We start from the raw sequence: 12980 nt of genomic DNA, 5'->3' as shown, positions 1-12980 counted from the left end.
TCCTTGTCGGCCGGTGTGGGCGCGTCAGCGCTCGAACCGGTCGCATCCAACATTGATATATATGCAACAAGCGCGGCCTCGTGGCCGCGCCTTTCCTTCGTTCACGCGCCGATTCGCTGCCGGTGCGCTCGTTGATCGTCACGGCTCGCCAGCATCAGCGGCCGTGCGATCGGATCGCCGCCGGCACTCGGCCGGCCGTCTTGCGCGGCCCCGCCTAGGCGGCCCCATCCTGCTCTTTAAAGATCTTGTCCGCGAGATGGAACGCGGAATTCGCGGCCGGCACGCCGCAATAGATCGCGGTCTGCAGCAGCACTTCCTTGATCTCGTCGCGCGTCACGCCGTTGTTGCGCGCGGCGCGCAGGTGCAGCGCCAGTTCCTCGCCGCGGTTCAGCGCGACCATCATCGCGATGGTCAGCAGGCTGCGCGTATGGCGCGGCAGCCCGTCGCGGGTCCAGATCTCGCCCCACGCATAGCGCGTGATCAGGTTCTGGAATTCCTCCGTCACCTCCGTGCGGTTCTCGAGCGAGCGGTCGACGTGCGCATCGCCGAGCACCGCGCGGCGCACCTTCATCCCTGCTTCATAACGTTGCTGGTCGTCCATCGCAGGGCCTCACGCAGTCAGGAATTCGACGAGCGCACGGTTGAAACCGTCCGTGCACTCGATGTTCGAAATGTGCGCGGCGTCGAATTCGACATGCCGCGCGCCGGGAATCGCGGCAGCCAGCGCGCGGCCCTGGTCGGGCGGCGTCGACATGTCCTTGTCGCCGGTCACGACGAGCACCGGCAGCGCGATGCCCTTCACTTCCTCGCGCAGGTCGGCCGCGTTCAGCGCGTCGCAGTTCGCCGCATAGCCGTCCTTGTCGGTATGCACGAAGGTGTCGCGGATCGCGTCGAACAGGCGCGGCTCGCGCTCGACGAATGCGTCGGTGAACCAGCGCGGCAGCACGGCGCCAGCGAGCGCGGCCATCCCTTCGGCGCGCGCCTTCTGCGCACGCGGCACCCACACTTCCGGCGAGCCGATCTTGGCCGAGGTATTCGACAGCACCGCGCGCACGATGCGCGACGGGTAGCGCGCGGCGAGCGCGGCGCCCGTCAGCCCACCCATCGAGATCCCGCAGAAATGCGCGCGTTCGATGCCGACATGGTCGAGCAACCCGATCACGTCGCCCGCCAGTTGGTCGATCGTGTACGAGCCGGCCGGCGCGTCGGAATGGCCGTGGCCGCGCGTGTCGTAGCGCAGGACGTTGAAGTGCTGCGTGAGCGGGCGGATCTGCGGCGCCCACATCTGCAGGTCGGCGCCGAGCGAATTCGAGAAGACGAGCCACGGCGCGTCGTCGCGCGCGGCACGGTCGATCCGGTAATGCAGTTTCACGCCGTTGACAGTGGCGAAAGGCATCAATGTTCTCCTGGTTGTTTCGCGCCCGCGTGCAGCGCGAGCACGGCGTCGACGTAGGCCTGCGCCTCGCCGACGTAATGTGCGGGATCGAGCAGCCGCGCGAGCGCGTCGCGCGACAGGTGGGCCGATACGGTTGCGTCGGCCGCGAGCACGTCGAACAGCGTCGCGCCGGTGCGCACGGCTTCCTTCGACGCATGTTCGACGACGTGGTGCGCATCGAGCCGGCCGATCTTGTCGCCGAGCGCGAGCATCACCGCTTCGCCGAGAATCAGCCCGTGCGTGAGGTCGAGGTTCGCGGCGAGGCGTTCGGTGTTGACGTCGAGGCCCGCGACGATCTGCGCGACCTGCGCGAGCGCGCCGCCCGTCAGGCGGGCGAGATCGGGCAACGCGTCCCATTCGGCCTGCCAGCCGCCGAGCGCGCGCTCGTGCTCCTGCACCATCCCCGTGAACACGGTCGCAACGAGGTTCGGCGCACGCACGGCAGCCGTCAGCACGGCCGCGCAGCCGACCGGGTTGCGCTTGTGCGGCATCGTCGACGAGCCGCCCTTGCCCGCGGCCGCCGGTTCGCCGAGCTCGCCCACTTCGGTCTGCATCTGCAGCGACACGTCGCGCGCGATCTTGCCGAGCGTGCCGGTCAGCATGCCGAAGCACGCCGCGGCTTCCGCGATGCGGTCGCGCTGCGTATGCCACGGCACGGCCGGCAGCGCGAGATTCAGATCGGACGCGAGCGCGGCGCTCACGCCGGCCGCGTGTTCGCGCAGGCTCGCGAGCGTGCCGGCCGCGCCGCCGAACTGCAGCACGAGCAAACGCTCGCGCAACTCGGCGAAACGCGTGCGATGGCGCAGCAGCGCGTCGAGCCACTGCGCGAATTTGAGGCCGAGCGTGATCGGCAGCGCCTGCTGCAGCCACGTGCGGCCGATCATCGGCGTCGCGCGATGCGTGCGCGCGAGCGCCGCGAGCGACGCACAGGCTTCGTCGAGCATCGGCTCGAGCACGTCCAGCGTGTCGCGCAACTGCAGCACGGTCGCGGTATCGATGATGTCCTGGCTGGTCGCGCCCCAGTGCACGAACTTCGCGGCCTCGGGGTCGTCGGCCTTCACTTGCGCGGTGAGCTGCTTGACGAGCGGAATCGCGAGATTGCCGCCGAGCGCCGCGCCGTGCGCGAGCGCATCGGCGTCGAGCCGGCCGGCGTCGCACGCGCGTTCGATCGGCGCGACCGCGGTGGCGGGAATCACCTGCTGCGCCGCGAGCGCACGCGCGAGCGCGGCCTCGACGTCGAGCATGCGCTGGATCGTCGCGCGGGGCGACCAGATCCGGTTGAGCGGCTCGGTGCCGCAGATCAGGGAGGTCAGGCGGGCGCTGTCTTCGAGCATGGCATCAAGATGGGGAAACGGCGTGCGCCTATTGTCTACCCAAGCGTGCCGGCGTGCGCTCGAATGCGCGCACCGGCACGCTTGCCGTTCAGGCGGCGGCCTTCTGCGTCGCGTCGATCAGCGGCACGCCGGTCAGCTTCTGCAGTTCGTCGAACGACAGGTCGGTGAAGATCTCGCTCACCGCGAGGCCGTCGGCCGTCACGTCGAGCACGGCCAGATCCGTATAGATGCGGCTCACGCATTGCACGCCGGTGACCGGATACGAGCACTGCGCGACGATCTTGCTCTCGCCCTGCTTCGTCAGGTGCTCCATCATCACGAACACCTGCTTCGCGCCGATCGCGAGGTCCATCGCGCCGCCGACGGCCGGAATCGCGTCGGGCGCACCCGTATGCCAGTTCGCGAGGTCGCCGCTCGCCGACACCTGGAACGCGCCGAGCACGCAGTAGTCGAGATGGCCGCCGCGCATCATCGCGAACGAATCCGAGTGGTGGAAATACGCGCCGCCAGTGAGCAGCGTCACGTGCTGCTTGCCGGCGTTGATCAGTTCGTCGTCTTCCTCGCCGGGCGCGGGCGCCGGGCCCATGCCGAGCAAGCCGTTCTCGCTGTGCAGGAAGATCTCCTTGCTCGGGTCGAGGTGGTTCGCCACCAGCGTCGGCACGCCGATGCCGAGGTTCACGTACGCGCCTTCGGGGATGTCCTGGGCGACGCGCTTGGCCATTTCATCGCGGGTCAGTCGTTTCATGTCGATTTCCTGTCGACCGGAGTTGGCGCTTCAGCGCTTACTCCGGTCCCATACAAAGTTCCAGGCCGGTCAGGCGGCTTGCGATGCAGCGTGTTCGGCGGCCAGCTCGGCCGCGTGCGCGGCCTGCGGCACCTCGACGACGCGCTGCACGAAAATGCCCGGCGTCACGATGTGTTCCGGGTTCAGCGCGCCGAGCGGCACGACTTCCGACACCTGGACGATCGCGACCTTCGCGGCGCTGGCCATGATCGGTCCGAAATTGCGCGCGGTCTTGCGATAGACGAGATTGCCCCAGCGGTCGCCCTTGTACGCTTTCACCAGCGCGAAATCGGCGTGAATCGGCGTCTCGAACACGTACGGCTTTCCGTCGATCACGCGCGTTTCCTTGCCTTCCGCGAGCTTGGTGCCGTAGCCCGTCGGCGTGAAGAAACCGCCGATGCCGGCGCCCGCCGCGCGAATGCGCTCGGCGAGGTTGCCTTGCGGCACGAGTTCCAGCTCGATCTCGCCCGCGCGGTACAGCGCGTCGAACACCTGCGAGTCGCTCTGGCGCGGGAACGAACAGATGATCTTGCGCACCTTTTTCGCCTTCAGCAGCGCCGCGAGGCCCGTCTCGCCATTGCCCGCGTTGTTGTTGACGATCGTCAGGTCGCGCGCGCCCTGTTCGATCAGCGCGTCGATCAGCTCGGACGGCATGCCGGCCGTGCCGAAACCGCCGATCATGATTGTCGCGCCATCGTGGACGTCGGCGACCGCCGACTGAAGCGATTCGAAAATCTTGTTGACCATGTCTCTTCCTGATGCGAACCCGCGGCTCGTGCGCGGCCTGTCGAGGGGACACGCGCGTGCCGCGTGCCGCGCCGGAGGCCTTCGTCGACCTCGGCATTTGTTCGCTAATCGAACCTAGATTCGATTAGCGAACGATGAGCCGATCATAGGGGCGCGCACAGCGCATTGTCAAGGCGGGTTCCCTCGGGGGCCGTCGCGTCGTCGAACGGCAGGCCGACGTAGTTTTCGGCGAGCGACTGCGCGGCGGCCCGCGAGCGCGTCACGTATTTCAGCTCGGCAAACTTCAGGCGATTGACGAACGGCGAATCGTCCGGCGACGCGTGCAACATGTTCGTCATGAAGTACGAGAAGTGCTCGGCGCGCCACACGCGTTCGAGGCAGGTCGCCGAATAGCGCTCGAGCGGCGCCGCGTCGCCCGTCCGGTAGCGCGCGCCCAGCGCGCGGGACAGCGCGCGGACGTCGGCCACCGCGAGATTCATGCCCTTCGCGCCGGTCGGCGGCACGATGTGCGCGGCGTCGCCGGCGAGGAACAGGCGCCCGTGCTGCATCGTCTCCGACACGAAGCTGCGCATCGGCGTCACGCTCTTCTGCGTGATCCGGCCCTCGGTCGGCGTCCAGCCGGTGTCGTTCGAGAAGCGCGTGTGCAGCTCGTCCCAGATCCGCGCGTCGGACCATTGAGCGAGATCCTCGTCGGGCTTGCACTGCAGGTACAGGCGCGTGACCGTCGGCGAGCGCATCGAGAACAGCGCGAAACCGTTGTCGTGATGTGCGTAGACGAGCTCGTCGAGCGACGGCGCCGCGTCGGCGAGGATGCCGAGCCACGCGAACGGATAGACGCGCTCGAACGTCTTCAGCCGCTCGGCGGGAATCGTCTGGCGCGCGATGCCGTGGAAGCCGTCGCAGCCGGCGATGTAATCGCAATCGATGCGGTCCGCACGGCCGTCCGCGTGCTTGAACGTGACGAACGGGTGCTCGCTTTCGACATCGTGCAGCGCGACGTCGCTGACTTCGAAATGCATCTGATGGCCGTGTTCGACGCCGGCCGCGATCAGGTCGCGCACGACTTCGTGCTGGCTGTAGACGGTGATCGCGCGCCCGCCGGTCAGTTCGGACAGGTCGATGCGGTGCCGCTGGCCGTCGAACAGCAGCTCGATGCCGTGATGTTCGAGCCCTTCGCGGCGCATCCGGTCGCCGAGGCCGGCTTCGTTCAGCGTGTCGACCGTGCCCTGCTCCAGCACGCCGGCGCGGATGCGGTTCTCGCAGTATTCGCGCGAACGCGCTTCAACGAGGATCGAATCGACGCCTTGCAGGCGCAGCAGATGGGAAAGCAGAAGGCCGGACGGACCGGCGCCGATGATCGCGACTTGGGTGCGCATTGTTCGTCTCCAGAACATTGGTTCGAGTAATGAAACACATTTCAGCGCTTTCCCGACTATGCGGCAACGCGATTCAGGAGATATGTTGTATACGTTCTGGAGATACCGGCCCGGCGATGGATGCGCTCGATCTGAACCTGATTCCCTACCTCGTCGCCCTCGACGACGCGCGCAACGTGAGCCGCGCGGGCGACCTGCTCGGCGTGAGCCAGCCACGCGTGAGCACGGCGCTCGGCCGGCTGCGCGAGTACTTCGGCGATCCGCTGTTCGTGCGCACGTCGCGCGGGATGGAGCCGACGCCGCGCGCGCTCGCGTTGCTGCCGGCCGCCCGCGACGCGCTCGCGCAGATCGAGCGCGGCCTCGTCGCGCCGCACGATTTCGACCCGGCCGCGAGCACGCATACGTTCTCGATCGCGCTGTCGGACGTCGGCGAGATCGTGTTCCTGCCGAAGCTGTTGCAGGCGTTCGCGACGCATGCGCCGCACGCGAACCTGCGTTCGGTCTCGCTCGCGCACGACGAAGTCGGACGCGGCCTCGAGGCCGGGTCGATCGATCTCGCGGTCGGCTACTTCCCCGATCTCGACGGCAACAACTTCTTCCAGCAGCGGCTGTTCACGCACCGGTTCGTCTGCCTGATGCGGCGCGGCCATCCGTTCGAGCAGACGCCGCCGTTCACGGTCGAGCAGTTCCTTGCGTGCGGACACGCGGTGGTGCGCGCCGAGGGCCGCAGCCAGGAGGTGCTCGAGAAATATCTGGCGAAGCAGCGCATGCAGCGCCGCGCGGTGCTCGAGACGCCGCACTTCATGAGCCTGCCGTTCATCCTGAGCCGCACCGATCTGATCGCGACGGTGCCGCACGCGATCGGCTATGCGTATGCAGCCGAGCACGCGTTCATCGTGCCCGTCGAGCCGCCGCTCGCGCTGCCGCGCTTCGACCTGAAGCAGCACTGGCACCGCAAGTACCACAACGACCCGCGCACCGCGTGGCTGCGCGGCGTCGTCGCGTCGCTGTTCAACGACGAGCAGGACGAATGGCCGAAGTGAAGAAGCACGCGCGGCGGCCCGCACGCACGACCGGCGAAAGCATGAAACAATGCCCGGATATCGGCCGCCGCAGGCGGCCTTCGATGGAGCCACTAGATGGGTAAGGGAAAGAAATCCGCGCAGCCCGAGGCGGTCGCCTCCCGGCCGAGCCGTGAAGAAGCCGAAGACGCCGTGCGCGTGCTGTTGCGCTGGGCCGGCGACGATCCCGCGCGCGAAGGCCTGCTCGACACGCCCGCACGCGTCGTGCGCGCATACGAGCAGTTCTTCGCCGGTTATGCGCTGGAGCCGCGCGACATCCTCGCGCGCACGTTCAGCGAGGTCGACGGCTACGACGAAATGATCGTGCTGAAGGACATCCGCTTCGAAAGCTACTGCGAGCATCACATGGTGCCGATCATCGGCCGCGCGCACGTCGCGTATCTGCCGAACCATCGCGTCGTCGGCATCTCGAAGCTCGCGCGCCTCGTCGACGCATTCGCGAAGCGCCTGCAGATCCAGGAAAAGATGACCGTGCAGATCGCCGACACGCTGTTCGACGTGCTGCAGCCGAAGGGCGTCGGCGTGATCCTCGAAGCCGCGCACCAGTGCATCTCGACGCGCGGCGTGCACAAGCCGGGCGTCGAGATGGTCACGTCGCGCATGCTGGGCACGTTCCGCACCGATCCGTCGACGCGTCGCGAATTCCTGTCGATCGTCGCGAATCCTTCCTCGGTCAACCTGACGAATACCTGATGGAGCAGACGAAGCAAACGGCACACGCGCCCGTCGTGCTCGTGACCGGCGCCGCGCGCCGGGCCGGGCGCGCGTTCGCCGAGTATTTCGCCGCGCACGGCTATCGCACCGCGGTGCACTACGACCGTTCGGCCGATGCCGCGCAGGCCGCCGCCCGCGCGATTGCCGAACGCGGGCACGATTCGGCGGCGCTGCAGGCCGATCTGTCCGATGCCGCGCAGATCACCGCGCTGATCGACCAGGTCTATGCGCGCTTCGGGCGTCTCGACGTGCTGGTCAACAACGCGTCGGTGTTCTGGCAGGACCATTTCCCGAGCTTCGATCTCGCGGCGTTCGACCAGGCGTGGGCGGTCAACTGCCGCGCGCCGATCCTGCTCACGCGCGCGTTCTACGAACGGGCCCGCGCGGCCGGCACGCAGGGCGTCGTCGTGAACGTGGTCGACCAGAAGATCAAGGAAAACTTCCACCGCGACCATTTCAGCTACACGGTCGCGAAAGCCGCGCTCGGTAACCTGACGCAGATGCTCGCGCTGTCGTCCGCGCCGGTGCTGCGCGTGAATGCGGTGTTCCCGGGGCTGATGCTGCCGAGCGACGACCAGACGCAAGCCGACTTCGAACACGCGAGCCGCGCCTCGACACCGCTCGCGCGCATCGCGGGCCCCGACGACGTCGCAAGCGCGATCCTGCTGCTGACGGGCAATGCGTACAACGGCGTGGATTTCGTCGTCGATGCGGGCCAGAACCTGATCCGCGTCGACCAGGACGTGCTGTACAAGCACCGCTCGCCGGACGGCAAGCACTGACGCATGCGGCGCGCGCCGGGGAACCGGGCGCGCCGCCCGCCGCGTTACGGCTTCTCGGCGCTCCCGCCTTCGCGGACCTTGCCCTGCGCGACGCTCGTGCCGGGCGGCACGCTGTGCGTGAGCCACACGTTGCCGCCGATCACCGAGCCGCGTCCGATCGTCACGCGGCCGAGAATCGTCGCGCCCGCATAGATCACCACGTCGTCCTCGACGATCGGATGCCGTGCATTGCCCTTCACCAGCGCGCCTTCGCCATCGGCGGGGAAACTCTTCGCGCCGAGCGTGACGGCCTGGTACACGCGCACGCGCTCGCCGATGATCGCGGTTTCGCCGATCACGACACCGGTGCCGTGGTCGATGAAGAAGCTCGGGCCGATCTGCGCACCCGGATGGATGTCGATACCGGTGGCCGAATGCGCGATTTCATTGATGAACCGCGCGAGCAACGGCACACCGAGTTGGTGCAGCGCGTGCGCGAGCCGATGGTGCATCATCGCGAACACGCCGGGGTAGCACAGCAGGATCTCGGTGATGTGCTGCGCGGCCGGATCGCCCGCGTACGCGGCCTGGATGTCGCTGACGAGCAGCGCGCGGATCGCCGGCAACTGCCGGCCGAATTCGCGCGCGATCTCGAACGCGCGTTCGTCGAGCTCGGCGAACGGCGTATCGACGTGCTCGGGCAGGAACGGCAACGCGCGGCGGATCTGCTCGGACAGGATGCGAAGCGTGCTTTCGAGCGTATGGCCGACGTAGTAGTCGACGCTTTCGTCGGTCAGGTCGGGCGCGCCGTAGTGCGTCGGAAACATCGACGCGCGCAGGCCGGTCACAATCTTGCAGATTGCATCGCGCGACGGCAGTTCGCGGATGCCACGCGGATGGCGCGTGCGATGGAGTTCCTCGCGCGATTCGCGCAAGCCGGCGACGATTTCTTCGAGGCCCCACTGACGGGCGGCTGATGTCGACATAGGCCAAAGCGGGCAGCCGCGCTCGGTCGCGCGGCCGCGAATAAAGTGACGGGTTCCGCAAGATTACCGCGTTTTTTGTCCGGGAGCGGCCCCTGGGCGATCGGCCGGACGGCCGACGCCGTACGAGCGCGACGGCATCACATCGAGATGCTGCTCGCGTCGATCCAGCGCACGGCCCAGTCGCGCGCGTGCGCGATCGCGTCGCCTTCGTCGTTGAACTGGAGCTCGATCGGGAAAAAACGGTTCGCCACGAGTTCCCCGTCGCTCGATCGGGAGATCACGACGTAGGGCTTGAACGAACCGTCACTGGCGCGTGCGGGCGCGCAATTCAACAGATAACCGCGGTGCGTGAAGGCAGTAGTCGCTTGCATGAGTCCGCCACCTCTAGTCCCTTGCTTTGTTGTTCGCTACCCGTCTTTAAGGGTGCTGCGGCGCCCCGGCGCGGGCAGAGGCGGCGAGACTTCATCCCCTGTCGCCGCTTCGCAGGAAAAGAATCATACTCTGTAGAAAACGCGTCTTCTAGCTGAAATAAATCATGACAAATCAGTGCGCGCCGCGCGACCGCGGCGATCGCCCGCGCGCCTTTTCCCGTAGTGCCCGGAACGGGATTTGCTTCGATCCGGAGCGTGTCGCCGCCAGGAGAGCCGCGATGGAATCATCCGCTCAAACAGGCCGTGCGCATCCGCGCAGTATCGAACTCGACAACGACGCCACCCACGACAGCACGGTCGATACCGACGGCAAGAACCGCGAAGCCGCGCGCGTCGCCGGGGCCGGGCCGATCTCGCCCGACCAGGTCACGCGCAGCAATGCGTCGCTCGTCAATGCGATGCCGGAAGCCGGCGACGGCCTCGCCGGTTTCGACAGCCGCCCCGACGGCAACCATCCGGCGTTCGCGTTGCGCGCCGGCTACGTGGTGATCGAGAAAGGCTTCGACACGCCGCCCGCGGGCGACGCGCCGTTCGGTCCCGTGCACCGGATGTACGGCAGCGCGTACTGGCCCGGCCACGGCCGCCGGCCGGAGCGTGTCATCGAGCTGACGGCCGTGCCGAAATAGCCGGCGCGGCGTTTGAATCGATCGTTCGTTTGGGAATCGCCGTCGGCCGCCGACGGCGATCGACGGCGGTGCATCGGCGCGTGCGACCGGACCGCGCGCCGATACTCGCTCGCACGATGCCGAAGTGAACGATGCCGCGCATTGGCATCGGCCTTCGCAATTCATGCATGCCGCGCATCGCATCGACGCACATGCATTGACCGAAGTCATGGCGCCCCGGCGCGATTGCGATTGAATGGCGATACGTGCGGCGCATCGGCGTGATCGCCGTGCCGGGTCGATGCGCGCGCATGCGTTTTCGCCAATGAGGCGGCCACCGCATGTCCGTTCACGAACTGAACAGGGACAGCGCGGCACGCGACACCTCGCTGCACGATCGTGCACGTTGGTTTACTCTGCCTCGCAGCATCGCGCATTGCCCGGCCCGATCGGCCATCCGGCCGACTTCGTTCCAACCCGCCACTCGGAGACACTATGTACAAGCGTATTCTGGTTGCCGTCGACGGCAGCGACACGTCCCGCCACGCGTTCGACGCCGCGCTGGCGCTCGCGAAAGCGCACGGCGCGGAGCTGCAGCCGTTCTACGTCGTCGAGAACGCCGCGATCTACTACAACGTGCCCGGCTACGATCCGTCCGTGCTGCGCGATCAGCTCGTCGCACAGGGCAACGCGCTCGCGCAGGATTTCGCGAAGCGGATGCAGGCCGCCGGCGTGAAAGGCGAAACGCGGCTGAACGAAGCGACGTCGCTCAACGACGTATCGTCGCTGATCCTCGACGGCGCGAAAGCGTTCGGCGCCGATCTGCTCGTGCTCGGCACGCACGGCCGCCGCGGCTTCCGCCGCCTCGTGCTCGGCAGCATCGCCGAACAATGCGTGCGCCACGCGACGCTGCCCGTGCTGCTGATCCCGGCCGCCGCCAACGCGGATGAGCCGGCTGCGTGAGCGGCGTTCGGCACGCGCGGCCGGTCGCGACGTTTTGTCACCCGACAGCGGCAACTTGCGGTGGGACAATGATTTCGTCGATTCAACGCCGGAGTAAACGATCATGCTGACGCCCGTCGCCACCCGCCCCGCCGCCACGGCCCATACCGGTAGCTGGGCTCCCCGCCAGGCCGCACACTGCTCGTCGTGCGCGATGCGGCACCTCTGCATGCCGCAGGGCCTGGCGCCCGAAGCGCTCAGCCGCCTCGAGTCGGTCATCTGCGCGGCTCGCCCGGTCAAGCGCGGCGAAGCGCTGTTTCGCGAAGGCGACGCATTCGACAACCTGTACGCGGTGCGCTCGGGTTCGCTGAAAACCGTCGCGACGCGCCACGACGGCCGCGAACAGGTCACGGGCCTGCACCTCGCCGGCGAAGCGCTCGGCCTCGACGGCATCTGCGACGATACGCACCCGCGCACCGCGGTCGCGCTGGAAGACAGCTCGGTGTGCGTGATTCCGTACAGCGCGCTCAAGGCGCTGTGCTCGGAAGCCGGCTCGATGCAGTTGCGCATGCACAAGCTGATGAGCGAACAGATCGTGCGCGAAACGTCGCAAACGATGCTGCTCGGTTCGCTGAACGCCGAGGAGCGCGTCGCCGCTTTCCTGCTCGACGTCTCGTCGCGCTACCTGAAGCGTGGCTACTCGCCGTCGGAATTCAACCTGCGGATGACGCGCGAGGACATCGGCAGCTATCTCGGCATGACGCTCGAAACGGTCAGCCGCACGCTGTCGAAATTCCAGAAGCGCGGCCTGATCGAAATGCAGGGCCGCCACGTGCAGATCGTCGACTTCGACGGCCTGCAGCACGTCTGACGCCGCCGCTCAATCGAGAAACAGCGCGGCACGCGCCTTCAGCGCCGCGCTGAAATCGTCGAGCCAGCCGATCGACAGACGCCAGCTCTGCCAGTACAGATCGATGTCGATGGTTCGCCCGCGCGACATGTCGATCAACTCGCCCGCCGCCAGTTGGCGGTCGACCATCCGGTCGGGGCACATCCCCCATCCCAATCCCGTTTCGCACGCGCGCAGGTAACCCGCGACGTGCGGTATCCAGTGCTGCGGCGGATCGAGATCCGCGCGCGTCACGCGCCGGATGAAACGCGCCTGCAACCCGTCCTTCGGATTGAACATCACGCACGGCGCGCGGCGCAGCGCATCGCGCGTGATCCCCGCGTCGAAATAACGTGCGTAAAACGCCGGCGAGCACACCGCGCGATAGCGGATCCGCCCGAGCCGCTCCGACCGGCACCCCTGGATCGGCTCGGCCTGTGCGGTCACCGCCCCCTGCACGCTGCCGTCGCGAATGCGCGACGCCGTGTAATCCTGATCGTCGATCACGAGGTCGAGCAGCGTCTCGCGCGCCGTGCAGAACGGCCCGACCGCGTCGATGAACCACGTCGCGACGCTGTCGTCGTTGACGGCCACGCGCAACGTCGGCCACGCGCTCGCGATCTGGCCCGGCAATGCCGGCATCCGGCCGCCCAGTTCGGCTTCCAGCAACTGCACGCGTTCGGTATGCCGGCACAGCAGCGCGCCCGACGTGGTCGCGACACACGGCTGCCCGCGCTTGACGAGCACGCTGCCGACCCGCTCCTCCAGCAGCTTCACGCGCTGCGACACGGCCGACGGCGTGACGTTCAGCTCCTTGGCCGCCCGCTCGAACGAGCCGTGCCGGATCACGGCCGCGAGGGCATCGAGCAACGCGTAGTCGAGCATTAGATTTCC

15 protein-coding genes are annotated in these 12980 nt (G+C 67.6%); 6 read left to right on the top strand and 9 right to left on the bottom strand.

The window, feature by feature from the left end:
• Nucleotides 1–214: 214 nt before the first annotated feature.
• The 6 genes from pcaC to pobA all read right to left on the bottom strand — a co-directional run bounded on the left by pcaC (nt 215) and on the right by pobA (nt 5676).
• The gene (gene pcaC, locus KPB06_RS01930) at nt 215–601 is read right to left on the bottom strand and encodes a 4-carboxymuconolactone decarboxylase (protein ID WP_059581279.1); all 387 of its coding nucleotides are present in this window, start codon (nt 599–601) and stop codon (nt 215–217) included.
• A 9-nt stretch (nt 602–610) separates the two neighbouring features.
• Nucleotides 611–1396 (bottom strand): 3-oxoadipate enol-lactonase, encoded by a 786-nt coding sequence (pcaD, locus tag KPB06_RS01925; RefSeq protein WP_059581282.1) that lies wholly within the window; start codon nt 1394–1396, stop codon nt 611–613.
• Nucleotides 1396–2769 (bottom strand): 3-carboxy-cis,cis-muconate cycloisomerase, encoded by a 1374-nt coding sequence (locus tag KPB06_RS01920; RefSeq protein ID WP_059581285.1) that lies wholly within the window; start codon nt 2767–2769, stop codon nt 1396–1398. Before KPB06_RS01920 ends, pcaD begins: the two co-directional genes overlap by 1 nt.
• A gap of 88 nt (nt 2770–2857) precedes the next feature.
• Entirely contained in the window at nt 2858–3514 is a 657-nt protein-coding gene (locus tag KPB06_RS01915; protein WP_059581289.1) for a CoA transferase subunit B, read from the bottom strand.
• A gap of 69 nt (nt 3515–3583) precedes the next feature.
• On the bottom strand, nt 3584–4300 hold the full coding sequence (locus KPB06_RS01910) for a 3-oxoacid CoA-transferase subunit A (RefSeq protein WP_034205770.1): 717 nt from the start codon (nt 4298–4300) through the stop codon (nt 3584–3586).
• 143 nt (nt 4301–4443) lie between these two features.
• Entirely contained in the window at nt 4444–5676 is a 1233-nt protein-coding gene (gene pobA, locus KPB06_RS01905) for a 4-hydroxybenzoate 3-monooxygenase (protein ID WP_275905283.1), read from the bottom strand.
• A 116-nt stretch (nt 5677–5792) separates the two neighbouring features.
• Between pobA and KPB06_RS01900 the strand changes: the two genes are divergently transcribed.
• The 3 genes from KPB06_RS01900 (at nt 5793) to KPB06_RS01890 (ending at nt 8254) form a co-directional block, all read left to right on the top strand.
• Nucleotides 5793–6719: a LysR family transcriptional regulator gene (locus tag KPB06_RS01900; protein ID WP_006482291.1), complete on the top strand. Its 927-nt coding sequence runs from the start codon at nt 5793–5795 to the stop codon at nt 6717–6719.
• Between the two features lie 96 nt (nt 6720–6815).
• Complete coding sequence (gene folE / locus KPB06_RS01895; protein ID WP_059645050.1) at nt 6816–7451, top strand: GTP cyclohydrolase I FolE; 636 nt, start codon at nt 6816–6818, stop codon at nt 7449–7451.
• Entirely contained in the window at nt 7451–8254 is an 804-nt protein-coding gene (locus KPB06_RS01890) for an SDR family oxidoreductase (RefSeq protein ID WP_034203083.1), read from the top strand. Before folE ends, KPB06_RS01890 begins: the two co-directional genes overlap by 1 nt.
• Before the next feature lie 44 nt (nt 8255–8298).
• Here KPB06_RS01890 and epsC read toward each other — a convergent pair whose 3' ends face one another.
• Nucleotides 8299–9219 carry a serine O-acetyltransferase EpsC gene (epsC, locus tag KPB06_RS01885; protein ID WP_059581299.1) on the bottom strand — a complete coding sequence of 307 codons (921 nt, stop codon included), beginning with the start codon at nt 9217–9219 and terminating at the stop codon, nt 8299–8301.
• A gap of 137 nt (nt 9220–9356) precedes the next feature.
• Nucleotides 9357–9590: a hypothetical protein gene (locus KPB06_RS01880; protein ID WP_006480138.1), complete on the bottom strand. Its 234-nt coding sequence runs from the start codon at nt 9588–9590 to the stop codon at nt 9357–9359.
• A gap of 278 nt (nt 9591–9868) precedes the next feature.
• Here KPB06_RS01880 and KPB06_RS01875 point away from each other — a divergent pair, with 278 nt between their 5' ends.
• The 3 genes from KPB06_RS01875 to fnr all read left to right on the top strand — a co-directional run bounded on the left by KPB06_RS01875 (nt 9869) and on the right by fnr (nt 12068).
• Nucleotides 9869–10276, top strand: a complete 408-nt coding sequence (locus KPB06_RS01875) for a DUF3005 domain-containing protein (protein WP_059581302.1) — start codon at nt 9869–9871, stop codon at nt 10274–10276.
• A 474-nt stretch (nt 10277–10750) separates the two neighbouring features.
• A complete protein-coding gene (locus KPB06_RS01870) occupies nt 10751–11218 on the top strand; it encodes a universal stress protein (protein WP_059581304.1) in 468 nt (155 codons plus the stop codon).
• A gap of 103 nt (nt 11219–11321) precedes the next feature.
• The gene (fnr, locus tag KPB06_RS01865) at nt 11322–12068 is read left to right on the top strand and encodes a fumarate/nitrate reduction transcriptional regulator Fnr (RefSeq protein ID WP_059581308.1); all 747 of its coding nucleotides are present in this window, start codon (nt 11322–11324) and stop codon (nt 12066–12068) included.
• Nucleotides 12069–12077: 9 nt separating this feature from the next.
• On the opposite strand, the gene KPB06_RS01860 is transcribed toward fnr, so the two are convergent.
• Nucleotides 12078–12971, bottom strand: a complete 894-nt coding sequence (locus KPB06_RS01860) for a LysR family transcriptional regulator ArgP (RefSeq protein WP_059581311.1) — start codon at nt 12969–12971, stop codon at nt 12078–12080.
• Nucleotides 12972–12980 lie beyond the last annotated feature (9 nt).

The organism is Burkholderia semiarida, from assembly GCF_029268935.1.
GTDB classification, from domain to species: domain Bacteria; phylum Pseudomonadota; class Gammaproteobacteria; order Burkholderiales; family Burkholderiaceae; genus Burkholderia; species Burkholderia semiarida.
This window is presented reverse-complemented; position numbering and strand designations above follow the sequence as displayed.

Excerpts from the sequence above, each read along its gene's own strand:
- KPB06_RS01875 (WP_059581302.1), top strand. The coding sequence starts at position 9,869 with ATGGAATCATCCGCTCAAACAGGCCGTGCGCATCCGCGCAGTATCGAA.
- KPB06_RS01860 (WP_059581311.1), bottom strand. The coding sequence starts at position 12,971 with ATGCTCGACTACGCGTTGCTCGATGCCCTCGCGGCCGTGATCCGGCAC.
- KPB06_RS01900 (WP_006482291.1), top strand. The coding sequence starts at position 5,793 with ATGGATGCGCTCGATCTGAACCTGATTCCCTACCTCGTCGCCCTCGAC.
- KPB06_RS01915 (WP_059581289.1), bottom strand. The coding sequence starts at position 3,514 with ATGAAACGACTGACCCGCGATGAAATGGCCAAGCGCGTCGCCCAGGAC.
- fnr (WP_059581308.1), top strand. The coding sequence starts at position 11,322 with ATGCTGACGCCCGTCGCCACCCGCCCCGCCGCCACGGCCCATACCGGT.
- KPB06_RS01920 (WP_059581285.1), bottom strand. The coding sequence starts at position 2,769 with ATGCTCGAAGACAGCGCCCGCCTGACCTCCCTGATCTGCGGCACCGAG.
- pobA (WP_275905283.1), bottom strand. The coding sequence starts at position 5,676 with ATGCGCACCCAAGTCGCGATCATCGGCGCCGGTCCGTCCGGCCTTCTG.
- KPB06_RS01880 (WP_006480138.1), bottom strand. The coding sequence starts at position 9,590 with ATGCAAGCGACTACTGCCTTCACGCACCGCGGTTATCTGTTGAATTGC.
- pcaD (WP_059581282.1), bottom strand. The coding sequence starts at position 1,396 with ATGCCTTTCGCCACTGTCAACGGCGTGAAACTGCATTACCGGATCGAC.
- KPB06_RS01870 (WP_059581304.1), top strand. The coding sequence starts at position 10,751 with ATGTACAAGCGTATTCTGGTTGCCGTCGACGGCAGCGACACGTCCCGC.
- pcaC (WP_059581279.1), bottom strand. The coding sequence starts at position 601 with ATGGACGACCAGCAACGTTATGAAGCAGGGATGAAGGTGCGCCGCGCG.
- folE (WP_059645050.1), top strand. The coding sequence starts at position 6,816 with ATGGGTAAGGGAAAGAAATCCGCGCAGCCCGAGGCGGTCGCCTCCCGG.
- KPB06_RS01910 (WP_034205770.1), bottom strand. The coding sequence starts at position 4,300 with ATGGTCAACAAGATTTTCGAATCGCTTCAGTCGGCGGTCGCCGACGTC.
- KPB06_RS01890 (WP_034203083.1), top strand. The coding sequence starts at position 7,451 with ATGGAGCAGACGAAGCAAACGGCACACGCGCCCGTCGTGCTCGTGACC.
- epsC (WP_059581299.1), bottom strand. The coding sequence starts at position 9,219 with ATGTCGACATCAGCCGCCCGTCAGTGGGGCCTCGAAGAAATCGTCGCC.